We start from the raw sequence: 22,776 nt of genomic DNA, 5'->3' as shown, positions 1-22,776 counted from the left end.
GATCCGCTGGGCCTTCGGCGCCGAATGTCCCGTGGGAGGCCCTCCGACGAAGGGAGCACGTATGGCAGGACGCAGGATCGCGGTCATCGGCAGCGGTGTGGCCGGGCTCACCGCCGCGCACGTCCTGGCCCGCCACGACGAGGTCACCCTGTTCGAGGCCGACGACAGGCTCGGCGGGCACGCCCACACCCACGACGTGGGCGACGTCGCGGTCGACAGCGGGTTCATCGTGCACAACCGGCGTACCTACCCCCTGCTGAGCAGGCTGCTGGAGGAGCTCGGCGTGGCGACCCAGGAGTCGGAGATGAGCCTTTCGGTCTCCTGCGGCGGCTGCGGCCTGGAGTACGCGGGCGGCAAGGGCCCGCGCGGCCTGTTCGCCCAGCCGCTGCCGCGCGCACGCTACCTGCGCATGCTGGCGGAGGTGCCGAGGTTCCACCGGGCGGCGCGCAAGGCCCTGGCCGAAGGCGACGAGCGCACGCTGGCGGAGTTCACGGCCGGGTTCTCCCCCTATTTCACCGCGCATTTCATCATCCCGCTGGTGGCCGCCGTCTGGTCGTGCCCGGCCTCGGTCGCCGGGCGGTATCCGGCCCGCTATCTGTTCGTCTTCCTCGACAACCACGGCATGTTGTCGGTCGGCGGGTCGCCGCGCTGGCGCACGGTCGTCGGCGGGTCGCGCACCTATGTCGAGCGGGTGGCCAAGGGGCTGAACGCCGTGCACACCTCCACACCGGTGAGCGGGCTTCGCCGCACAGGGCGTGGGGTGGAGTTCGAGGCGGGAGGGGTCAGGCGGTTCGACGCGGCGGTGGTGGCCACGCATCCCGACCAGGCGCTCCGGCTGCTGGCCACGCCCACGCCGGTCGAGCGGTCGGTGCTCGGCGCCATCGGCTACACGCGCAACGAGGCCGTGCTGCACACCGACGCCTCGGTGCTGCCGCGTGCGCGCGGGGCCGGGGCCTCGTGGAACTACCGGATGGACTCCTGTCAGGACCGCGCCGAACGGGTAGGGGTCAGCTACGACATGACCAGGCTGCAGCACCTGCCCGGCGAGCGGCGCCTGCTGGTCACACTCGGCGGGCAGGTCCCCGAGCGTGAGGTGCTGGCCAGGATGGTCTACGAACACCCGGCCTACACCCCGGACTCGGTCGCGGCCAGGCAGCGGCTGCCCACGCTCGACGACGAGCGCGTCGTGTTCGCCGGGGCCTATCACGGCTGGGGGTTCCACGAGGACGGCTGCCGGTCGGGGGTCAGGGCGGCCGAGCGGCTGGGCCGCCGATGGTGAGCCGCCTGTACGACTGCGTGATCACGCATGCGCGCTCGGCCCCGGTGCGCAACGTCTTCAGCTACGGCTCCTACCTGTGGCTGGTCGACCTCGACGACCTGCCGAGACCGCCGGGCCCGCTGCGCGCCCTCGCCTCCTTCCACGGCATGACCGACCGCGCCGGGATCGACGCCTTCATCGCCGGGCACGGCCTGGCCGCCGATCAGGTGCTGATGCTGGCCCAGGCCAAGGTGTTCGGCTACGTGTTCAACCCGCTGACCGTCTATTGGTGCCTGCGTGACGGCGAGGTGGTCTGCACGGTGGCCGAGGTGCACAACACCTACGGCGCGAGCCACCGCTACCTGCTCATGCCGGGCCAGCGCGAGACGGCCAAGGAGTTCTACGTCTCGCCGTTCAACGAGATCGAGGGGTACTACCGGCTGGACCTGCCGCTGCCCGCCGAACGGCTGGCGCTGAGCGTCACCCTGCACCGGCAGGGCCATCCGCCGTTCGCCGCCGGTGTGCGCGGGCTCGGCAGGCCCGCGAGCACGGCCGCGCTGCTGCGCCTGTTCGCCAGGCATCCGCTGGCGCCGCTCGTGTCCATCCTGCGCATCCACCGACAGGGCGTCGGCCTGTACCTGCGGGGCCTGAAAGTCGTGCCCCGAGCAGCAGCCACCAGAGGAGACGAGCACCGATGACCTCCACCACGCAGCACCATCCGTGGGCGGCCCTGGGCGTGCTGCCCTCGGGGCCGCTGCGTGCCCTCGTCGCACGCGAACTGTTCCGCCACGCCGTGTCCGGCCTGCCCATCAGGGTCGCCTTCCGCGACCGGCCGCCCGCGCCCGGCGAGGGGCCGGTGATGCGCGTGCACCAGCCCGAGGCGTTCTACCGGCGGGTCGGCGCGGGCGGCCTGATCGGCTTCGGCGAGTCGTACATGGCGGGCGACTGGGACGCCGACGACCTGGTCGGCGTGCTGACCGTGTTCGCCTCCCGGCTTGCGGCCCTGGTGCCCGCCCCGCTGCAACGCCTGCGCCGCCTGGCCGTACGCAGGCAGCCCGCCGCCGACCTCGGCACCGAGAGCGGCGCCCGGGCCAATGCGCGGCGGCACTACGACCTGTCCAACGAGCTGTTCGCCGAGTTCCTCGACGAGAGCATGACCTACTCCTCCGCCCTGTTCGACGATCCCGCCGCCGCCACCTGGGACGGGCTGGCCGCGGCGCAGCGCGCCAAGATCGACAGGCTGCTCGACCAGGCCAGGGTCCGGGCGGGCTGCCGGGTGCTGGAGATCGGCACGGGCTGGGGCGAGCTCGCGATCAGGGCGGCGGCGCGCGGGGCCGACGTGGTGAGCGTGACACTGTCGGGCGAGCAGCGGGAGCTGGCGCTGCGCAGGGTGGCCGCGCTCGGGCTGAGCGACAGGGTGGACATCCGGCTGTGCGACTACCGCGAGGTCGGCGGCGCCTACGACGTCGTCGCCAGTGTCGAGATGATCGAGGCGGTCGGCGCCGAGTACTGGCCCGCCTACTTCGACGTGCTGCACAGGCGGCTGGCGCCGGGCGGCCGGATCGTGCTGCAGGCGATCACCATGCCGCACGACCGCATGCTGGCCAGCCGCGACACCCATACCTGGGTGCAGAAGTACATCTTCCCCGGCGGCATGCTGCCCTCCGTGACCGCGATCGAGGACAACCTCGGTCCCCTGACCATCGTCGGCAGGCAGTCCCTGCGCGAGCACTACGCCCAGACGCTCAGGCTGTGGCGCGAGCGCTACCTGCAACGCCTGGATGCCGTGGGCGCGCTCGGCTTCGACGAGACCTTCCACCGGATGTGGACGCTGTACCTGGCCTACTCCGAGGCGGGCTTCCGCTCCGGATACCTCGACGTCTGGCAGTTCACCCTCGAAAGGAAGGCCCTGCGATGAGCGCCACCACCCGATCGGGCGCCCTGACCTCGGCGCTGGGGCCTGTGCTCGACGCCCTGTTCGACGGCGCGCCGCCGCTGCGGCTGCGGACCTGGGACGGCGGCGAGCACGGGCCGGACGGCACGCCCGTCGTGGTGCTGCGCAGCCCGCTGGCCCTGCGTCACCTGCTGTGGAGCCCCGGCGAGCTCGGCCTGGCCAGGGCGTACGTGAGCGGCGCGCTCGACGTCGAGGGCGACATGGCCGAAGGCTTCCGCCTGGTGCGGGGCACGGCGCCGCGTCCCAGGGCCGCCGTCGCCGCCGCGCTGCGCTCGCTGCCCTCGCTGCTCGGCGTGCTCGGGCCGCGTCCCGCGCCGCCCGCCGCCGAGGCCAGGCTGCGGGGCCGTCCGCACACCAGGGGCAGGGCCAGGGCGGCCATCGCCCACCACTACGACCTGTCCAACGACTTCTACCGGCTGCTGCTCGACGACTCCATGGCCTACTCGTGCGCCTACTACGGTCCCGGCGACGACCTGGCCTCGGCCCAGCGCCGCAAGCTCGACCTCGTCTGTACCAAGCTGGGGCTGCGGCCCGGCATGCGGCTGCTCGACGTGGGCTGCGGCTGGGGCTCGCTGCTCCTGCACGCCGCCCGCGAGTACGGCGTCAGCGCCACCGGCGTCACCCTGTCGGCCGAGCAGAAGAGGTTCGTCGAACAGCGTGCGGCCGGGCTCGATGTCACGGTGCGGCTGCAGGACTACCGCGACGTCGCCGACGGGCCCTACGACGCGGTGGCCTCGATCGAGATGGGCGAGCACGTCGGCCGCGCCGCCTACCCGGGCTACGCATCGGCCCTGCACCGGCTGGCCCGGCCGGGCGCGCGTGTGCTGGTCCAGCAGATGTCGAGAGGGCCCGGCCATCCGGGCGGCGGGCCGTTCATCGAGACCTACATCGCACCCGACATGCACATGCGTCCCGTCGGCCGCACCATCGGCCTGCTGGAGGCGCCGGGCCTGAACGCCGAGCACATGGAGGCGATGGGCCCGCACTACGTGCGCACGGTCGAGGACTGGCGTGCCACCTTCGAGTCGCGCCTGGCCGATGCCGTCGCCATGGTGGGCGAGGAGCAGACGCGGGTATGGCGGTTGTACCTGGTCGGCGGCGGACTCGCCTTCGAGCAGGGCCGGATGGACGTGCACCAGATCCTGTTGAGGAGGCCGTGATGGGGCTGCCGATCGTGCTGGCCGCCTGTGCCGCCGCCGTCGCCGTGCTGCTGGCCGCCACGGCCGCCGTCGCGGTGCGGCTCGGCAGGCACTCGGTGATCGACGTGGCGTGGGGGCTCGGCTTCACCCTCGTCGCGCTGGTGTCGTTCCTGCTGACCTCTGGCGATCCCGGCAGGCGGCTGCTGGTGCTGGCGCTGACCGCCGTGTGGGGGGTACGGCTGGCCGTGCACATCGGCAGGCGCAACGCCGGTGAGGGCGAGGACCCGCGATACGAACGCATGCTGGCCAAGGCGCCCGGCTCCCGGCTGGCCTACGCGGTGCGCACGATCTATGTGACGCAGGGCGTGGTCATGCTGTTCGTCTCGCTGCCGGTGGTCGTGGCCATGACGTCGCAGGGGACCGGCGTCGGCGTGGTCGGCTGGGTGGGGGTGGCCGTGTGGGTGGTCGGGTTCGCGTTCGAGGCGATCGGCGATCTGCAGCTGGCCAGGTTCCGCGCCGATCCGGCGAACAAGGGGCGGGTGCTCGACACCGGGCTGTGGCGTTACACCAGGCATCCGAACTACTTCGGCGACGCCGCCGTGTGGTGGGGGCTGTTCCTCGTCGCCGCCGCCCACTGGCCCGGCGTGCTGACCGTGCTGTCGCCGGTCGCGATGACGTACTTCCTGGTGGCCAAGACGGGCAAGCCGCTGCTGGAGAAGCAGCTCAGCCGTACCCGGCCCGGGTATGCCGACTACGTGCGGCGCACCAGCGGGTTCTTCCCGCTGCCGCCCAGGCGGCGGTGAGCGCGCGGGTCAGTCGCCGATGCGTTCCAGGGGGTCGAGGGAGAGCCAGAAGCCGCCGGTGCCCCGCTCGCCCAGGACGGCGTGGGCGCCGGTGGCGTCGTCGTGGGTGCGGATCTCCATCGGGACGACGACCTCACCGGCGGGCTCGTCGTCGACGACCTTGATGACCAGGGTCGCCCTGGCCGCCATCCGCCAGCGGAACTCCAGCGTCTCCTCGCCGAACACCGCCGAGCGGGTGCGCATGCGGCCCTCGCCTCCCGCCTCGAACACCATCTCGTCGCCCGGCAGCACGCCCGCCGTACGCCAGCGGCCGATCGGGCCGCGCTCGAGCACCTCACGCATGTCCATGGGTCCATCGTGGCCGACCCGTGTGCCGGATGCGGCCGTGTCGTGTGGGAGTATGCCGGTGCCATGTCCGGGATCTTGCTCTTGCGTGCGGCACGGGGTGCCGTTTTCGCCGTCGTGTGCGTCGCGCTGGCCGCGTTCGCGCACGTGGCGGGCGGCGGCATGCTGCACGCCCAGGCCGTCGCCGCGGCCCTGGTGGCCGCCATGGGTCCGGCGCTCGCGCTGGCCTGGCGTGAGCGGGCGACGATGCCGATCCTCGTGGTGCTCTCGCTCGGGCAGTACGCCCTGCACCAGTTGTTCGTCCTGATGTGCCCGGCCGCCGCGCCCGGGGCTCCCGCCGTCGCCCCGCACGGCGAGCACGCGGGCGGCGTCGCCGGGCTCGGCATGCTGGTGGCGCACGGCTGGGCGGTGCTGGTGACGGCCTGGTGGCTGGCCAAGGGCGAGCGCGCCCTGTGGTCGCTGGTACGGCTGTTCGTGGCCGGTGGGCTGCGACTGCTGCTGCTGTTCGCCGATCCCCGGGTGCTCGGCGCCGGACCCGTCCCGCGCCCGGCGCCCGCGGCCGATGTGCCGCTGCCCGTCTCGGCGCTGCTGCGCCATGCGGTGTCGCGGCGCGGCCCTCCTCTCGTGATCGTGGCGGACCACTGCCGGATCGGGTGACACGTACGGCGTGCCGCCCGGCTCGGTCGTGGCCGCGTGCCGTTCCCCCGGTCCTTCCACGATCACGGAGTCGTACGACATGTTCTCCCTTTCCCGTCCCCTGGGACTTGCGGCCTGCGCCCTGGTGCTGGCCGCGTGCGCGGGCACAGGCGGCGTCGCGCCCGTCGCGCCCGCCGCCGCGACCGGCGCGGGCTTCCCCGTCCAGGTGCCCGACTGCACCGGCAGGGTCGTCACCTTCGACCGCCCGGCCACGAAGATCGTCACGAGCAACGCCACCGGCCTGGAGATCCTCTTCTGGCTCGGTCAGCAGGACAAGGTCGTCGGCACCGGCTTCCCGCCGGGCAAGGGCGACCTGCCCGAGCAGTTCGAGGCCGCCGCGGCCCAGGTCAAGGCGCTGGGCGGCAGCGCCACCGGTGGCTCCATGACCGGGATCAGCCGCGAGCAGCTGCTCGGCTCGGGCGCCGACACCTATGTCGAGGCGTGGGGCTCGGTCGCCGGAATGGCCGATGTGGCCACGCCCGAGCAGATGGCGCAGGTCGGGATGCGGCCGTTCCTGCTGCGCTCGACCGCCTGCGCGGCCACGATGAACGCCCCGCAGACCGATCTGACGCTCATCCGGCAGGACATCACCCGCCTCGGCGCGATCACCGGGGCCGCCGGCCGTGCCGCCGCGCTCGTCGCCGAGATGGACGCCACGCTGGCCAAGGTGGCGCGCGCCGTGGGGCCGGTGCCCGACTCCGAGCGGCCCAGCGTGTTCTTCTTCGACTACGACGCGGGCACCGACGCGCCGATGACGCCGTGCAACCGCCAGGTGGCCAACGCCGTGTACGCGCTCGCGGGTGCGCGCAACGCCTTCGCCGACTGCGACGGCGACTTCACCAAGGTCGGCTGGGAGGAGGTCGTCGAGCGCGACCCCGACTGGATCCAGCTCGGCGTGCGCAACAGGGGCTCAGCCGCCGCCGACGAGGCCGCTTTCGACGAGGCCGAGCGCTTCCTCACCACGTTCGCCGCGACCCGAGACCTGAAGGCGGTCAGGGCGGGCAGGTTCCTGCGCGTGCGCTCCGAGCCGACCACGACGGGCGGGGTGCGCAACGCGGCCACGGTCGAGCGCCTGGCCGCGCTCCTGCACCCCGGCCGGATGCCGTGAGGCCCGGCACGACGGCGGACGCCGTACGCCTGCGTCCTTCGGCCGTCGTCGCCGCCCTGCTGCTCGCGCTGGTCGCGGCGCTCACGGTGGCGGTGTCGTGGGGCTCGCTCGACATCGCGGCGGGCACCGTGTGGCGCATCGTCGCCTTCCGGCTGACCGGCTTCGGCGACGCCGCCGCGTGGACGCTCAACGAGGACGTCGTCGTCTGGCAGGTACGGCTGCCGCGCGCGCTGCTCGCGGTGGTCGTCGGGGCCGGGCTCGGGATGGTGGGCGCGGTCGTGCAGGCCCTGGTCCGCAATCCGCTGGCCGATCCCTACCTGCTGGGCATCTCGTCGGGCGCCTCGCTCGGCGCGGTGACCGTCATCGTGTTCGGCGGTTCCGGCGTGCTGCTGGGCGTCGGCCTGCCGGGCGCCGCCTTCGCCGGGGCGCTGATGGCCTTCGGGCTGGTGTGGCTGATCGCCCGCAGGGGCGGCGGGTACGCGCCGATGCGGCTGGTGCTCGGCGGCGTCGCCGTCGGGCATCTGCTGTCCGGGCTGACCAGCTATGTCGTCCTGCGGGCCGGGAACGTGCAGCAGACCAAGGGCGTGCTGTTCTGGATGCTGGGCAGCCTCGGCGGCGCCGAGTGGCGGCTGCTGGCGCTGCCCGCCGCCGGTGTCGCACTCGGGCTGCTCGCCCTGCTGGCCAGGTCGAGGGCGCTGAACGCGCTGCTGGTCGGCGACGAGAGCGCGGCCGGACTCGGCATCGACGTGGCCGGGCTGCGGCGTGAGCTGTTCGTAGTGACGAGTGCGCTGACGGCGCTGCTGGTGTCGGTGTCGGGCGCGATCGGCTTCGTCGGGCTGATGGTCCCGCACGTCGTACGCCTGCTGGTCGGCGCCGACCATCGCAGGCTGCTGCCGATCTCGGCGCTGGCCGGTGCGGTGCTGCTGGTCACGGTGGACGTCGTGGCACGCGTCGCACTCGAACCCGAGGAGATCCCGATCGGCATCGTCACCGCGCTGATCGGCGCTCCGCTGTTCCTCTATCTGCTGGACCGGCGATTGGAGCGCTCGTGAGGCTGGCCCTTGAGGAGGTGTCGGTCGAGCTGACCGGCAGGCGCGTGGTCTCCGGCGTCGGGCTGCTGGTCGGGCCGGGCGAGATCGCCGGACTCGTCGGGCCGAACGGCAGCGGCAAGTCCACCCTGCTGCGCACGGTCTACCGGCATCTGCGCCCGGCGGCGGGCCGTGTGGTGCTCGGCGACGAGGACCTGTGGCAGCAGAGCGCGACGGCCACCGCCCGGGTGGTGGCCGCCTTGCCGCAGGAGCGGTCGGCCGACTTCGAGCTGACCGTGCGCGAGGTCGTCGCGATGGGCCGCACGCCGTACAAGCGGGCGTTCGCGCGTGAGGATCGGCGGGACAGGGCGCTGGTGGAGGAGGCGCTCGGGCAGGTGGGGCTGGCCGGGCTGGCCTCGCGTTCGTTCACCGGGCTGTCGGGCGGTGAGCGGCAGCGGGTGCTGCTGGCCCGTGCGCTGGTACAGGAGCCGAAGGTGCTGGTGCTCGACGAGCCGACCAACCACCTCGACGTACGCCACCAGGTGGAGCTGCTGGCGCTGCTGCGCCGTCAGCGGGCGACCACGCTGGCCGCCCTGCACGACCTCAACGCCGCCGCCGCGGTGTGCGACCGGCTGCACGTGCTGTGCGAAGGGCGGATCGTGGCCTCGGGGACGCCGGGCGAGGTGCTGACCACCTCGTTGCTGTGGGAGGTGTTCGGGGTACGGGCGGCCGTGGTGCGCCATCCGCTGACGGGAGGCGTGCTGATCGCCTACGACCACACGGGCGGCGAGGCGGTGCCCTAGCGACGCAGGTAGGCGCCCTGCGGACGGCCGATCGTCTCGCCCTCGCGGAAGGCGACACGGCCGCCGACGACCGTGGCGACCGGCCAGCCCGTCACCCGGACGCCCTCGAACGGGCAGTGGTCCTGGCCCGACAGCAGCAGGTCCGGGGTCACCGTACGGGTCAGGCCGGGGTCGACGACGGTGAGGTCGGCGTCGAAGCCCACGGCCAGGCTGCCCTTACGGCCCCACAGGTTGTAGGCCTTGGCCGGGCTCGCGGAGGCCACCTCCGCGAGCCTGGTCAGCGGCAGGCCGCGCCGCAGGTGTCCTTCGGAGAACAGGACGGGATACAGCAGGGCGGTTCCCCCGAAGCCGGGTCTGGCCGGCCACAGGTCCTCGCCCTTGTGCTCCTCCATGCAGCAGGCGTGGTCGGAGGCGACCCAGTCGATCCTGCCGTCGCGCACGCCCTCCCACAGGGCCTCGTTGTCGGCGCGGGTGCGGATCGGCGGGTTCACCTTCGCGCCGAGCGCCCGCGTGCCGCCCTTGGCGTCGAGGTCGTCGCAGTCCAGGCACAGGTGGTGCAGGGTGGTCTCCCTGCGGCCGGGCACGGCCGATGCGGCGTGCAGGGCCTCGGCGCTCGACAGGTGCAGGAAGTTGACGTGCACGCCGGTGTGCGCGGCGATGGCGGCGGCCTCGGCGATGGCCACCTGCTCGGTCAGCGGCGGCCTGGCCTCGTGGTAGGCGCGCAGGTTCTGCGGCGCGCCCGAACGGCGTACCCGGTCGATGAAGACACGCATCAGCTCCGACTGCTCGCAGTGCAGCGACAGCGAGAGCCGCCGCCCTGGGTGGGCGCGCTGCGTCTCGGCCAGCTTCTCCATGATCAGGAAGAGGTGCCCCAGGTCGTACTCGTCGCCCATCGTGAACGCCTGGGCGTCCCTGCTGTTGGCCGCCAGGTCGAAGCCCTTGTAGAACATGTAGTACTTGAACGAGGTGACGCCGTGCCCGGCCACGAGCCGGGGAATCTCCTCGACCTGCTCGACCGTCATCGGCGCCAGGTGGAACCCGTAGTCGGTCCACGCGTTGCCGCCGACCCGCTCCAGCACCTCGGGGAAGATCGTCTCGTACGGCCCCGTCCGGTCGAGGTAGTGCTGTCCGGTCCTGAAGTAGGACAGCACGCTCGTCGCGCCGCCCACCAGCGACGAGCGCGTCTCCTCGTGCGCGTCGAGCGCCAGATCGCGGTAGATGCCGAGGTGGAAGTGCGCGTCGACCGCGCCGGGCAGCACGATCCGGCCCCTGGCGTCGACGATCTCGGCCGCCTCGGCGACCGGGACGTCCTCGGCGAGGGCGGTGACGCGGCCGTCCCTGACGCCGAGGTCGGCCCTGATCTCGCCGTGGTAGGGCAGGACCAGCAGGCCGCCCTTGACGAGCAGATCGTAGCGAGGCATCGGGGGTTCCTTTCGAAGACCGCGAGTGGGTACAGTCTGAAACAACATTCCGCAAATAGGAACAACATCCTTTGGGTCCGCCGGGTTCGTGGCACAGAAGGGCGCATGGCCGAATGTCCCCCTGGAAAGCCCTGGCCGCCACCCGCATGTACGACCTCGCCCAGCCCATGCGCAAGGGCATGCCGCAGTCGCCCAACCACCCGCCCTACCGGATGGTCGTCGAACGCCGCCACGGTGACCTGGTGCGCGCCGACGGCGGCTCGGCGGCCAACGAGGTCATCCTCACCGGCGGCCATGTCGGCACCCACGTCGACGCGCTCGCCCACGTCTCGCACGAGGGCCTGCTGCACGGCGGCCGTCGCGCCGCCGACCTGACCACGCACGACGGCTTCGGCGACCTCGGCATCGACACCTTCGAGCCGTACGCCGGTCGCTGCGTGCTGCTCGACGTCGCCGCCGTGCACGGGGTGGACGTGCTGCCCGCCGGGTACGAGGTCACCGCCGCCGACCTGGAGGCGGCGGCCGGGCCGCTGGAGGTCGAGCCCGGCGACGCCGTACTGGTCGGGACCGGGTGGTCGCGGCGCTGGAGCGAGCCCGAGGCGTTCGTCGGGGCGCGTGCCGGGGTGCCGGGGCCAGGGCCGGGGGCGGCCAGATGGCTGGCCGAGCGGCGGCCACGGGTGGTGGGCGGCGAGAGCATCGCGTTCGAGCACATCGCGGCCGGGCGCGGGCACGCCACGCTGCCTGTCCATCGCATCCTGCTGGTGGAGGCCGGGATCAACATCGTGGAGACCATGCGCCTCGACGCGCTGCTCGACGCCCGGGCGCGGGAGTTCCTGCTCGTGCTGAACCCGCTGCCGCTGGTCGGCGCGACCGGCGCTCCGGTGCGACCGCTGGCCTTCGTCGCCTCCTGAAAGGGGCCCGCCGTGAGCAGTGCGCCGTATGCCGCCGTGCTGGCCGAGTTCGCCGTCGCGTGCCGTGACGGCGCGCTGCCGGTCGAGGTACGCGCCGACGTGCCCGGACGGGTGCTCGACGTGCTCGGCAACTGCCTGGCCGCGTACGGCGAGCCGGACGCCGACGCCGCGCCCGCCGTGCTGCGCGCCGCCCTGCGGTGGTCGGGCACGCCCGAGTCCGGGGTGATCGGCTCCGGGGCCAGGCTGCCCGCGCCGTCGGCCGCGCTGGTCAACGGCACGCTCGCACACAGCCTCGACTACGACGACACGCATCTGCCGTCCGTGCTGCATCCCAGTGCGCCGGTCGTGCCCGCCGCGCTGGCCGCCGCCGAGGCCACCGGTGCGAGCGGCGCCGTCGTGGTCGCCGCCGTCGCCGCCGGGATCGAGGTGTGCAACCGGCTCGGCATGGCGTCGTACCTGCCGCAGGCGCGCAACTCCCTGTTCTTCGCCAGGGGCCAGCACGCCACGTCCATCTGCGGCACGCTCGGCGCCGCCGTCGCCGCCGGACTGGTCCACGGCCTGGACGCGGCGGGCGTCGCCCATGCGATGGGCATCGCGGCCAGCATGGGTTCGGGCCTCATCGAGGCCAACCGCACCGGCGGCACCGTCAAACGCGTGCACTGCGGCTGGGCCGCGCACAGCGGTGTCAGCGCCGCCGTGCTCGCCGCCGAAGGGGTGAGCGGCCCGCCGACCGTGCTGGAGGGCAGGTTCGGCTTCTTCAGCGCATGGCTGGACGGCCACTACGACGCCGACGCGCTGATGTCCGGCCTGGGCACCCGGTGGGAACTGCTGCGCACGGTGTACAAGCCGTACCCGGCCAACCATTTCACCCATCCGGTCATCGACTGCGCCCTGGCGTTGCGCGCTCGCGGCGTCGAGCCCGGCGACGTCGTCGCGATCGAACTCGGTGTGCCCGCCCCCGTGCTGCCGACGATCGCGGAGCCGTACGAGGAGAAGGTCAGGCCGCGCACCGCCTACCACGCGAAGTTCTCCGGGCCGTACACCGTCGCCGCGGCCCTGCTCGGGGGCGGGGGGCTGGGGCTGGCGCTCGACGACTTCGCGGTGCTCGATCCGGCGGTGCTGGAGCTGGCCGGGCGGGTGCGGTGCGTGGCGGACGAGCGGGCCTCGGAGATCTTTCCCACGGCGTTCGCGGCGGTGGTGCGGGTGCGGGTGCGGGGCGGGGGTGTCGTCGAACACCGGGTGGACTCCTCGCGTGGCGGGCCCGAGCAGCCGTTGACCGGGGACGAGCTGGCGGCGAAGTTCGCGACGAACGCGGGCAGGGGCGGGCTCGACGCGGGGCGGGTGGCGGCGTTGCTGGAGGCTGTGCGGGGGATGGAGGGCGTCGGGGCTGTGGGTGAGGTGATGGCGCTGACCGTCGTGGGGTGAGGTGAGGGGGCGGGGTGAGGAGGTCGTTCTGTCGGGGGTGGGTTCTAGGGTGTGCGGCATGACCGCAGCGGATTCGAGGCCAGGCCATCGCGCACGCACCGTCGTCGAGGAGGTCAGGGACGTCATCGACGACGGCGACGCCGAGGCCCTCCTCGAACGCCTGCTCGTCCTGTCCGAAGGCGAACGGCGCATGGTCGCCGAGCGGCTGCGCGCCCTGATCCCGGTGATCCGCGACCGTGCCGAGGCCGCCAGGCGTCCGCAGTGGGCCGAGCTCGTCCGGCTCGCCGGGGCGGGCACCCTGAGCTCCGCCGCCGCGGTGGCCGCCTGGGTCACCCGGCGCGACCTGCTGACCTGGGGGCGGGCCGAGGGCGGGTCGGCGTACGGCGATCCCGGGACGGTGCTGCGCGTGCTCGCCCCGCGCTCCCCCGCCTGGCGTGCCGACCTCGCCGCCCGGCTGGCCGCCAAGGTGCGCGGCGCCCGCGACCCCGGCGCGCCGCTGGCGCTGGCGCTGCTGCGTGACACCGGCATCGACCCGCCCGCCAACGACGCGCTCGTGCTGGCCTGGCTGAGCGCCGGGCCGGTCGAGGGCGATCGGCTGGCCGGGGTGCTGTCGCCGAGGGTCTTCGAGGCCGAAGGCGCCGGGCGGGTGCTGACCGGCGAGTGGACGGCCGTGATCGTGGCGCACGGCACCCGGCAGGCGTTGCTCGACGCGTGCGTCGGACGTTTCCTGCGCGGGGGAAGCGCCCAGCATCTTCGCTTCTTCGTACGGTTGCACGATTCGCTCGCGCCGAGCGTCGCCGAGTCCGGGGCACGGCGGGACGACTACGTCCGGCTGCTGGGGGCATCGGCCGGGCCCGTCGCCGCGCTCGCGCTTCGGGAGCTGCGGCGCCTGGACGGGGATATCGACCTCGCGCAAGCGCTGGAGGCACTGCTGTTCCGGGCCGAGGCCACCCTGGTACGCGCCGGGCTGGGCTGGCTCGACCAGGTGTTACGCCGCAGCCCCGACCGGGCCGACGAGCTGGCCCCCGCCTTGGCATCGGCGTTCCAGCATGCGTCCGGCCAGGTGCTGGAGCGTGCCGTACAGGTGACGCGCCGCCACGCCCGGCTGTTCGGGCCCGATGGCGTCGCGCGTGTCCGCGAGGGCGCCGCGAACCTGCCCGCCGATCTCGGGGAGTCGCTCGCCGAGGTGCTCGGGGAGCGGGCGGATGCCGCCGAGCAGCCGCCTGCCCCCTCGACGCTTCCCGAGGTGACGCGGCCCGGGCGGCTTCCTGCCGTTCCGGAGACGGTCGAGGAGCTCGTACGTCTCGGCGAGAGCCTGGGCAGTGTGGTGTGGCACGAGCTCTGGCTGGGCGGGCTGGTACGCGTGGCCGCTCACGATCACGGCGACAGGCAGGCGTTGCGCCCGATGCTGGTGACGGAGACGCGCGAGGTGGGCAGGCGGCCGGCGCACTGGCGTGACGCGGTCATACGGGAGCTGACCGAGGACGCCCCCTTGGCGCGGCCGGAGCCGGAGGTGTCAGCCGCCGGGCGGCCGGGGAGGCCGCACTCCCCCGCCGTCATGGTGCTGCCGGAGCGCGACGACGTTCCGGCGCCGGAGATGTTCCAGTTGCGGCGCTGGGCCGAGGTGCTGGAGGCGGTCAGGAGCGGGACGGCGCCGCCGCTCCTGCTGGCCACGCCGACCTCGACGACCGGCGCGCTCGACCCGGACGTGCTGGTCGACCGGCTGGCCGCCTGCGAACGCGAGCACGCCGCCGTACTCCCCGCCGACCTGCAGCAGGCCCTGCTCCGGCTGCCGCGCGGGCCGCATCCCGAGGCCGCCGCCGGGGCCGCCCGCCTGACGTCCGACGCCTCCCGCACGGTCGCGCGCTGGCTGGCGGGGCCGGGTCTCGCCGATCCCGAGACGGCTGTCCGCTGGGTCTACGACGAGGACGGCACCCGCCACCACCTGGACGAACGCCTTCCCTCCTCCGCTCCCCTGAACCTGCGCCCGCTGCCGTACCTTCGTGCGTCAGCGACCGGGCACGACCTCATCGACGAGCTGCTCGCCGAGCCCTCGCCCGAACGGCGCACGGTGTACGGCCCCGCGATGACGTGGTGGCCCGCGATTCTGCCCTCGCACCGCGAGGTCGTCGCCGTGCACGCGCTGCCGTACTTTCCGCATGTGTACGACTATGCGGACGTCACCCTCCCCCGGCTGAAGGCGCTGGCCGCCGCCGACGGGCCGTGCGGTCCGGCCGTGGCGCTGCTGCTGGCGGACGCGCTGGCCCGCAGGTACTCCTCCGACAGTGTGTCGGTCCTGCTCACGCTGGCGGCCCGGGGCCAGGTGCCCGCCGCCGAACTCGGCCGCCAGCTCGCCGTCCTCCTGCGCTGGTCGTGGGCGAGCCAGCCGCACGTGGTCGACGCCTTGCGTGACGCGGCCGTGCGCGGGGCGCATCGCGAGGTCTGGCAGGTCCTGCTGACCTTGCTTCCCGCCCTGCTGCCCGAACCCGGGCAACGGCCTCGGGCGGGCCTGGCCAAGGTCGTACGGCTGGCGGTGGAGGTCGCGGGGTGGGCCGACGCGCGCGACACCGTGGCCGGTGTGGAGGCGCTGGCCGCCGCGCCGAAGGGCCGGGCCAGCGATCTGGGCCGGGAGTGCCGCCGGTTGACGGACCTCACGTCTCGCTGACCGGCTTGCCCTCGGGATGCAACACGCCAGCTCAGCGGCTGTCTGCGGCTCGGGAATTGTCGGTGGCGATTGGCATGATGGAGGTATGAACGACGCACCCCCTGTGACTCTGATCGCCGACTCCGCCGCCTATGCCGAGTCGGTTCAGCTCGCGGTCGACGCCGCCGCCGCCTACTATGCCGACGGCACCTCCTCCCTTGACGACGACGCCTACGACAGGCTGGTGCGCGGGATCGAGGCCTATGAGCAGGCGCATCCCGACGAGGTTCTGCCCGGTTCGCCGACCGGCAAGGTGGCGGGCGGCGCGGTGGTGGGCGACGTGCCGCACACCGTGCCGATGCTGAGCCTGGACAATGTGTTCGGACCGGACAAGCTGGTGGAGTGGGCGGCGTCGCTGGAGCGCCGGCTCGGCCGTCCTGTGACCACGTGGAGTGTGGAGCCCAAGCTCGACGGCCTGGCGATCTCGGCGCGTTATCGGCGTGGTCGTCTGGTCCAGCTCGTCACCCGTGGCGACGGCACGGCCGGTGAGGACGTCTCGCATGCGATCGGCACCGTCGTCGGGCTGCCCGAGCAGCTGGCCGAGCCGGTCACGGTGGAGTTGCGCGGCGAGGTGATGATGACGGCCGAGCAGTTCGAGCAGGCGTGTGCCAAGCGCACGGCGCATGACGGCACGACGTTCGCCAATCCGCGCAGCGCCGCCGCGGGCACGTTGCGCGCCCAGGACCGGCCTTATGTGTGCGAGCTGACGTTCTTCTCCTACGGGGCGCTCCCCCTGCCCGACGACACCTCCGACCTCGCCGTGCGGCTCCGCGAGCTCCCGCACAGCGAGGTGATGGCGTGGATCGCGGGCCAGGGCGTGCAGACCACGTCGGTCACGCCGGTGCCCGGCGTCGTGGTCTCGACGGTGGCCGAGATCCAGGAGCGCGTCGACCGGATCGCGGCCCTGCGCGCGGAGCTGGCGTTCGGCATCGACGGCATTGTGATCAAGTGCGATCTGGCCGCCGACCAGGCGCAGGCCGGGTTCAGCTCGCGGGCCCCGCGCTGGGCGATCGCCTACAAGCTGCCCGCGACCGAGAAGATCACCAAGCTGCTGGCCGTCGAGTGGAACACCGGCCGCACCGGCGTCATCGCCCCTCGCGCCGTGCTGGAGCCGGTCGAGCTCGACGGCAGTGTCGTCACCTATGCCACCCTGCACAACGTCGCCGACATCACCCGTCGCGGCCTGCTGCTGGGCGACAGTGTGGTGGTCTACAAGGCGGGCGACGTCATTCCCCGCGTCGAGGCCCCCGTCGTGCATCTGCGCACCGGCTCCGAGCAGCCGATCGCCATTCCCGAGGTGTGCCCATCGTGCGGCGACGCCATCGACACCTCCCAGGAGCGCTGGCGTTGCGTCCGAGGTCGCGGCTGCCGGGCCATCGCCTCCATCGGCTACGCCGCGAGTCGCGACCAGCTCGACATCGCCGGGCTGGCCGACAACCGGATCCAGCAGATGCTCGACGCCGGGTTCATCGTCGATTTCGCCGATCTGTTCTCCCTCACGCGTGAGCAGATCCTCAGCCTCGACCGCATGGGCGAGACCTCGACCGACAACCTGCTGGCCGCCTTCGAGCAGGCCAAGCGCCAGCCGCTCAGCCGCGTCTTCTGCGCACTCGGGGTCCGGGGCACCGGCCGGTCGATGAGCCGCCGCCTCGCCCGCCATTTCGGCACCATGGAGGCCATCCGCGGGGCCGGCCTCGAAGCCGTGCAGCTGGTGGAGGGCATCGGCCCGGAGAAGGCTCCCGTCATCATCGCCGAGCTGGAGGAGCTGTCCGACCTCATCGACAAGCTCATCGCCGCCGGGGTCAACATGACCGAGCCCGGTGTCACGCCCTGGACTCCCGAGTCGGCGGCCTCGGCTTCCGAGCCTGATTCGTCGCTTCCTCTGTCTGGTATGTCGGTGGTGGTCACCGGTTCCATGACCGGTCCGCTGGCTGCTCTGTCGCGTAACGAGATGAATGAGTTGATCGAGCGCGCGGGGGGCAAGGCTTCTTCCAGTGTGTCGGGGAAGACCTCGCTGGTGGTGGCCGGTGAGAAGGCCGGGAGCAAGGCGGCCAAGGCGGAGGCGTTGGGGGTGCGTATCGCTACGGCGGAGGAGTTCGCGGAGCTGGTGGGGGAGTTCGTGCTTTGAGGGGGGTGGAGCGCTGAGCGGGGTGGAGCGCTGGGCGCTGGGGCTGGGGGCGGTCATTCGGGGATGACCTTTGATCTCCGTTTCGGGGAAAATGTCCACGACGTCCGACCTGGATTCCTCGCCCAGCAGGTCCTTGCTGCACTCGCGGTCTCGCCGCACCGGCCGCATCTGGGGTTCCTGGCGGTAGCTCATGACCACGCAGACGCGGAAGCCGCCCGAGCTTGATCCGAGGTAACCGCCGGGGCCGTTGATCGCCTTTCCAGACATGGAAGCCGCCCGGGCTTGATCCGAGGTAACCGCCGGAGCCTTTGATCGCCTCTCCGATCGCACAGGAGAAGCTGGTCTCGTCGTCGAGACGTGCTCCTTCCAGGCTGTGTTCCATCTCGTCGTCGACGAAGCGGAACAGCGGGACATTGTTGGGCGGTGGCGGATTTTTGGGCATATTTCCGCTTCTGTCGGGTGGCCGACTCTCAACAGGGCCTTGCCTGCTCGGCTCCCCCTTCGCCCCTCCCTTCCCCTCCTCCCTTTTCTCCCCCTCCCCTCTTTTCTCCCCCTTCCCCTTCCCCGAACAGCAGGTCCAGTTGGGCGTCCAACGCCGCCAGGGCTTCCTCCGGCGTGTAGTGATCGCCGACCACCTGGATGGCCAATCCCTCGATGAGGGCCGTCAGGGCCGTGGCCGCTGCCGGGGACGGCTTGCCTGCGGCCTCCAACTGTCCGGCGATGAACGTACGCATCTGCGTGGTGTTGTCGCGTAGGTCGGCGGCGATGGCCGGGCGTACTGCGGCGTATGCGTAGAACGCGAGGGCGACGTGGGCGTCGTGGAGGCGGGGCTCGTCCAGCGGGAGGAGTTGGACGAGGAGGCTGCGGACGAGGGCCTTGGGGGGTTGGGCGGGGTCCAGGTCGGACTGGAGGCGGGCTGCGACGTTGTCTCGGACCACGTCCATGGCGAACGTCATCATTTCGTCCTTTGTCCGGAAGTAGTGCTGGAGCATGCCGGTGGACACGCCGGCCTCGTCGGCCACGTGACGAAGGCTCACCGCCTCAAGGCCACGGGTGGCGGCCACACGGGTCAGGGCGTCGGCGATCTGCTTGCGGCGGGCGTGGTTGTCGACCTTCTTCGGCACCGGCTCATCTTTTCACATTGCAGTCGTATTGCCATAGACCGCCACGCTTTGTTACGTTGCAGTCGTATTGCCAATCGCCTTCCGGAGGTTCGCACATGTCTGCGATCAGAACTCTGCCGCTCGACCGGCCGCACCCGTTGCGCCCGCCGCCCGCGTACGCGCAGTTGCGGGAGAGCGAGCCCGTCACCAGGGTGATCACGCCTGAAGGACAGGAGGGGTGGCTCGTCACGTCGTACGACGCCGTGGTGACCGTACTGACCGATGCGCGGTTCGGGGTCAGCCCGCCGGGAGGGTACCCGGGCAACGACACGCTGTTCCAGGACGGCGAAGGGCATGCGCGGCTACGGCGTCTGGTGTCGAAGAGCTTCACACCCAGGCGGATCGCCGAGATGGCGCCCCGGATCGAGGAGCTGGCGACCCGGCTGGTGCGATCCATGGTCGAGGCCGGGCAGCCCGCCGACCTCGTCGCCGATCTGGCCATCCCGATGTCGATCGGCGTACTGGGCGAGCTGATCGGCGTACCGGCCGCGGAGCGCGAGTCGCTCAGGGAGTGGGCCGAGAGCGCCCTGCTGGTCGTCGGCACGCCGGACTTCGACGCGATGACGAAGGCCATGCAGTCGCTGCGCGACTACGCCGTGCAGCTGGTCGAGGCCAAGCGCGAGCAGCCGGGCGACGACCTGCTCAGCTCGTTGATCGAGGTACGGGACGCCGACGACGGACGGCTGAGCGACGCCGAACTGGCCGCGATGGCCATGGTCCTGGTCGAGGCCGGGTACCTGAGCGCCCGCAACGCCATCTCGGTCGCCGCCGCCCAAATGATCACCGAGGGGCCCGTCGACGGTGTCGAGGAGGCGATCAGACGGGTGTCCGGCTTGATCGGGGAGGTCATGCCTCGCTGGGTGAACGCCGAGGTGGAGCTGGAGGGGGTACGGCTGGCGGTCGGGGACATGGTGCTGGCTCGGGTCGAGGCGGCCAATCATGATCCGCGCCGGTTTGGGGTGGGCGGTGGCGGTGTTCAGATGGATGCTGACGCTGACGCCGAGGTCGGGGCCCCCGGAGGGGCGGCAGGAGTTGGTGGAGGCGTGAGCGGCGTGAGTTCGTCCGTCGAACGGCAGGGCGGGGAGGTGGGCTTGGATCGGCATATCGCGTTCGGTCGGGGGGCTCATCACTGTTTGGGCGCGGCGCTGGCTCGGCTGGAGGTGGCGGCCGCGCTTCAGGCGCTTGCCGAGCATGCGCCTGCGCTGCGGCTGGCCGTACCGGTGGGGGAGATTGCGTGGGTACGGGGTTATGCCGATGTCGGGCCTGCCCGTCTGCCGGTCACCTGGTAGGGCGGTCGTCCGGTCGCCAACACTGAAGGCGGCGGGAGGAAGGGTGGGTATGCTTCCTGCCCTGGCGGTTGGCGGCTCGGCGAGTCAGTCTTTGGATGCGCCGCCGCGCCTCCCCTTTTCGCGGAGGAAACGCAGGACACGTGCCCAAGCGTCGGCGCACGCCTGCTCGTGCCGCTCCCCCGCCGATGCGTCGAAGAAGCCGTGTGGTGCTCCGGGGTACACGACCACCTCGTGTTCCTGGCGCAGCACTTGGTCGAACAGGGTGATCTCGCTCTCCGGGATACCGGCGTCGGCGCCGCCGAACAGGCCGAGCAGGGGCGCGGTCAGGCGGTCGGCCTCCTGTGTGGGCCCTGGGCCGTACGGCGGGGCGATGCCGGGTACGCCGTAGAAGCCGATCACACCGGCGAAGCCGAAACGCTCCTCGGCGGCCAGGAACGCGTTGCGCCCGCCCATGCAGAAGCCCAGCGGGACGACGGGGCCGCCGAGATGCGATGCGGCGGCGATGAGGTCGGCCTGGATGGCCGGGCGGGACAGGCTCGGCGCATGTTCCATGATCGGGAAGTCCGGGCCCCGGTCGTCGTCGGTCGCGGTCCTGCCGTAGTAGTCGATGGCGATGGCCGGGTGGCCCTGCTCGGCCAGGCGTACGGCGAACTGCTTGTAGAAGTCATGCAGACCGCGCACATCGGGCAGGACGACCACGCCCGCACCGGCGATCCGCGCGGGTACGGCCTGGTAGGCGGCAAACGTGGAGCCGTCGGACGAGGTGAGGGTGACCGGGCCGGACTCCACGGAGGTGGCAGGCACGGCCGTGTGAGCGGGCGGGACGGAGTCGGAGTCGTAACACATGGCAGGGAAGGTACCAAAGCCAGATTGATAAAGCTAGAATTGGTATCATGTCAGCCCAGGACCTCAGGATCGCCATCGGACGACTCGCCCGGCGCATCCGGCAGCTCTACACCACCGCCGACGAGGACGTGTCGTTCACCGAACTGGCCGTCCTGAGCCGCCTGCAACGCGACGGCGCGCAGAGCTCGGCCCAACTCGCCCACCTGGAGCGCATCACCGCCCAGGCCATCGGCACGGTCGTGGGCGGCCTGCACCGCCGGGGCCTCGTCTCACGCACCCCCGACCCCGCCGACGGCCGCCGCGTCATCACCGCGATCACCGCTTCCGGCACCCAGACCCTCGGCAGCCGCGAACGCATGATCACCGAACACCTCGCCACCGCCCTCGACGCCCTCACGCCGGACGAACGCGCTCGCCTGGAGGCCGCTCTGCCGGTGTTGGATCGGCTGGCTGATCTGATGTAGGGCGTGGGGCGTTCGGGTGGCCGATTGTGGTGCGGGGAGTTGGGCGTCCGGGTGTTCGGCGTCTGAGTGCGACAAGATGTGTCGGTACGGCTCGCGGGCCGACGGGGAGACTCAAGACCGGTGGCGGCTCAGGCCGAGAAGAGTCGAAGTTGACCCAAGCGAGAAGAACCCGGGACGAGCGTCGGGAACAACAGAAACCGGGACCGGCACAGAGAAAGCCCGCACGCAGGCGGGCTACCGAACAGAGAAATCGCAGGCTGCGCAGAAAGAAACGGCCGCTACCTTTCCGGACATCGGAAGCCCATTGCGCCGATCCAGATAGATCCGGAGCGCCAATCGGGGCAGGAAAAAGGCCAGGTCAACGCACGGACGCACGGACGCACGGACGCACGGACGCACGGCGAGGAGTGTTGGCGAGGCGGTGGCGCGAGGGTGGAGGACGGGATATGTGGGGTTGGTTGCGGCGGGCTTCTGATGGGTTGTTTCCCGGTGGGGGTAATGCCCATGGGGAGATACCGGCGCTGTTGGTGGTGTTGACCGTGGTGACCGGGCTGGTCGATGCGGTGAGTTTTCTGGGGCTGGATCGGGTGTTCGTCGCGAACATGACGGGAAATGTCGTGTTTCTTGGGTTCGCGCTGGGTGGGGCTGTTCAGTTGTCGGCGTGGGCGTCGTTGCTGGCGATCGGGGCGTTCGGGGTGGGGGCTTGGGCGGGAGGCAGGGTCGCCGAGCGGGCGTCGCGGGGCGAGACGATGTTCGCGGTGATCACGTTGGCGCATGCCGTACTGGTGGCGTTGGCCATTGGGGTCGATCTGGTGGCCGGGCTGGACAGGCCTGAGGTTCGTGCGGTGCTCATCGGGCTGCTGGGGTGTGGGATGGGGCTGCAGAACTCGGTCGTCCGCACGCTCGACGTGCCCGACCTCACGACGACCGTACTGACGCGCACGGTCACCGGCCTGGCCGCCGATGCCGGCAGTCCGGCTGGGGTACGGGCTCGGCGCAGGCGGCTGGTGTCGATCGCCGCGATGTTCGTGGGCGCCCTGTGCGGTTCCCTGCTGCACCTGCACGCCGGAGCCGCCGTCGCCCTCACTCCGGCCCTGCTCCTGCTCCTGGCCGTGGCCTTCGCCGCCGGACGCGTGCGACGTCGCTGACGCCTGGCCTTCTCCTCGCCGTCCGGCCCGCCCGGCGGTGGGGCTGCGGCTGGAGAGGGGCTGGCGGTGAAGCTCTGGTGGGAAGGGGCTGACCGGGGAGGGCCCGTGTTTGCGGTGTCGGAAGCGGTTGGCGGTGAGCGTGA

20 protein-coding genes are annotated in these 22,776 nt (G+C 72.1%); 16 read left to right on the top strand and 4 right to left on the bottom strand.

The window, feature by feature from the left end:
- The first annotated feature begins 61 nt into the window (after window positions 1-61).
- Genes ACTWNK_RS19535 through ACTWNK_RS19515 form a run of 5 tightly spaced genes read left to right on the top strand, consistent with a single transcriptional unit; the run spans window position 62 to window position 5,154 of the window.
- Entirely contained in the window at window positions 62-1,279 is a 1,218-nt protein-coding gene (locus ACTWNK_RS19535; protein WP_474305739.1) for an NAD(P)/FAD-dependent oxidoreductase, read from the top strand.
- Window positions 1,273-1,956 carry a DUF1365 domain-containing protein gene (locus ACTWNK_RS19530; protein WP_474305737.1) on the top strand — a complete coding sequence of 228 codons (684 nt, stop codon included), beginning with the start codon at window positions 1,273-1,275 and terminating at the stop codon, window positions 1,954-1,956. Before ACTWNK_RS19535 ends, ACTWNK_RS19530 begins: the two co-directional genes overlap by 7 nt.
- On the top strand, window positions 1,953-3,176 hold the full coding sequence (locus ACTWNK_RS19525; RefSeq protein ID WP_474305735.1) for a class I SAM-dependent methyltransferase: 1,224 nt from the start codon (window positions 1,953-1,955) through the stop codon (window positions 3,174-3,176). The genes ACTWNK_RS19530 and ACTWNK_RS19525 overlap by 4 nt, the downstream gene beginning before the upstream one ends.
- Window positions 3,173-4,372, top strand: a complete 1,200-nt coding sequence (locus ACTWNK_RS19520) for a class I SAM-dependent methyltransferase (protein WP_474305733.1) — start codon at window positions 3,173-3,175, stop codon at window positions 4,370-4,372. The genes ACTWNK_RS19525 and ACTWNK_RS19520 overlap by 4 nt, the downstream gene beginning before the upstream one ends.
- The gene (locus ACTWNK_RS19515) at window positions 4,372-5,154 is read left to right on the top strand and encodes a DUF1295 domain-containing protein (protein WP_474305731.1); all 783 of its coding nucleotides are present in this window, start codon (window positions 4,372-4,374) and stop codon (window positions 5,152-5,154) included. Before ACTWNK_RS19520 ends, ACTWNK_RS19515 begins: the two co-directional genes overlap by 1 nt.
- A 9-nt stretch (window positions 5,155-5,163) precedes the next feature.
- Here ACTWNK_RS19515 and ACTWNK_RS19510 read toward each other — a convergent pair whose 3' ends face one another.
- Window positions 5,164-5,502, bottom strand: a complete 339-nt coding sequence (locus ACTWNK_RS19510; RefSeq protein ID WP_474305729.1) for a hypothetical protein — start codon at window positions 5,500-5,502, stop codon at window positions 5,164-5,166.
- A gap of 63 nt (window positions 5,503-5,565) precedes the next feature.
- Between ACTWNK_RS19510 and ACTWNK_RS19505 the strand changes: the two genes are divergently transcribed.
- The 4 genes from ACTWNK_RS19505 (at window position 5,566) to ACTWNK_RS19490 (ending at window position 9,134) form a co-directional block, all read left to right on the top strand.
- Window positions 5,566-6,156 carry an MFS transporter gene (locus ACTWNK_RS19505; protein ID WP_474305727.1) on the top strand — a complete coding sequence of 197 codons (591 nt, stop codon included), beginning with the start codon at window positions 5,566-5,568 and terminating at the stop codon, window positions 6,154-6,156.
- A gap of 79 nt (window positions 6,157-6,235) precedes the next feature.
- A complete protein-coding gene (locus tag ACTWNK_RS19500; RefSeq protein WP_474305725.1) occupies window positions 6,236-7,303 on the top strand; it encodes an ABC transporter substrate-binding protein in 1,068 nt (355 codons plus the stop codon).
- Window positions 7,300-8,355: a FecCD family ABC transporter permease gene (locus ACTWNK_RS19495; RefSeq protein ID WP_474305723.1), complete on the top strand. Its 1,056-nt coding sequence runs from the start codon at window positions 7,300-7,302 to the stop codon at window positions 8,353-8,355. Before ACTWNK_RS19500 ends, ACTWNK_RS19495 begins: the two co-directional genes overlap by 4 nt.
- Window positions 8,352-9,134 (top strand): ABC transporter ATP-binding protein, encoded by a 783-nt coding sequence (locus ACTWNK_RS19490; protein WP_474305721.1) that lies wholly within the window; start codon window positions 8,352-8,354, stop codon window positions 9,132-9,134. Before ACTWNK_RS19495 ends, ACTWNK_RS19490 begins: the two co-directional genes overlap by 4 nt.
- Here ACTWNK_RS19490 and ACTWNK_RS19485 read toward each other — a convergent pair.
- Window positions 9,131-10,555, bottom strand: coding sequence for a dihydroorotase (locus ACTWNK_RS19485; protein WP_474305719.1), 1,425 nt, complete (start codon window positions 10,553-10,555; stop codon window positions 9,131-9,133). The genes ACTWNK_RS19490 and ACTWNK_RS19485 overlap by 4 nt on opposite strands.
- A gap of 113 nt (window positions 10,556-10,668) precedes the next feature.
- On the opposite strand from ACTWNK_RS19485, the gene ACTWNK_RS19480 reads away from it, so the two are divergent.
- From ACTWNK_RS19480 to ligA, 4 genes are all read left to right on the top strand, one after another.
- A complete protein-coding gene (locus ACTWNK_RS19480) occupies window positions 10,669-11,466 on the top strand; it encodes a cyclase family protein (protein WP_474305717.1) in 798 nt (265 codons plus the stop codon).
- Window positions 11,467-11,478: 12 nt separating this feature from the next.
- On the top strand, window positions 11,479-12,891 hold the full coding sequence (locus ACTWNK_RS19475) for an MmgE/PrpD family protein (RefSeq protein WP_474305715.1): 1,413 nt from the start codon (window positions 11,479-11,481) through the stop codon (window positions 12,889-12,891).
- A gap of 58 nt (window positions 12,892-12,949) precedes the next feature.
- Window positions 12,950-15,556, top strand: coding sequence for a DUF7824 domain-containing protein (locus tag ACTWNK_RS19470; RefSeq protein ID WP_474305713.1), 2,607 nt, complete (start codon window positions 12,950-12,952; stop codon window positions 15,554-15,556).
- Window positions 15,557-15,641: 85 nt separating this feature from the next.
- Entirely contained in the window at window positions 15,642-17,723 is a 2,082-nt protein-coding gene (gene ligA, locus ACTWNK_RS19465) for an NAD-dependent DNA ligase LigA (RefSeq protein ID WP_474305711.1), read from the top strand.
- Window positions 17,724-18,193: 470 nt separating this feature from the next.
- On the opposite strand, the gene ACTWNK_RS19460 is transcribed toward ligA, so the two are convergent.
- A complete protein-coding gene (locus tag ACTWNK_RS19460) occupies window positions 18,194-18,847 on the bottom strand; it encodes a TetR/AcrR family transcriptional regulator (RefSeq protein ID WP_474305709.1) in 654 nt (217 codons plus the stop codon).
- 95 nt (window positions 18,848-18,942) lie between these two features.
- Between ACTWNK_RS19460 and ACTWNK_RS19455 the strand changes: the two genes are divergently transcribed.
- Entirely contained in the window at window positions 18,943-20,175 is a 1,233-nt protein-coding gene (locus ACTWNK_RS19455) for a cytochrome P450 family protein (RefSeq protein ID WP_474305707.1), read from the top strand.
- A gap of 84 nt (window positions 20,176-20,259) precedes the next feature.
- On the opposite strand, the gene ACTWNK_RS19450 is transcribed toward ACTWNK_RS19455, so the two are convergent.
- On the bottom strand, window positions 20,260-21,021 hold the full coding sequence (locus ACTWNK_RS19450) for a dienelactone hydrolase family protein (protein ID WP_474305705.1): 762 nt from the start codon (window positions 21,019-21,021) through the stop codon (window positions 20,260-20,262).
- Window positions 21,022-21,068: 47 nt separating this feature from the next.
- On the opposite strand from ACTWNK_RS19450, the gene ACTWNK_RS19445 reads away from it, so the two are divergent.
- Complete coding sequence (locus tag ACTWNK_RS19445) at window positions 21,069-21,485, top strand: MarR family winged helix-turn-helix transcriptional regulator (protein WP_474305703.1); 417 nt, start codon at window positions 21,069-21,071, stop codon at window positions 21,483-21,485.
- A 527-nt stretch (window positions 21,486-22,012) separates the two neighbouring features.
- Window positions 22,013-22,633, top strand: a complete 621-nt coding sequence (locus tag ACTWNK_RS19440; protein ID WP_474310945.1) for a YoaK family protein — start codon at window positions 22,013-22,015, stop codon at window positions 22,631-22,633.
- The last annotated feature ends 143 nt before the right edge of the window (window positions 22,634-22,776 follow it).

Source organism: Nonomuraea sp. IBHARD001 (assembly GCF_056106265.1).
The sequence above is the reverse complement of the archived record's forward strand: the minus strand, read 5'-3'. Positions and strand labels throughout refer to the sequence as shown.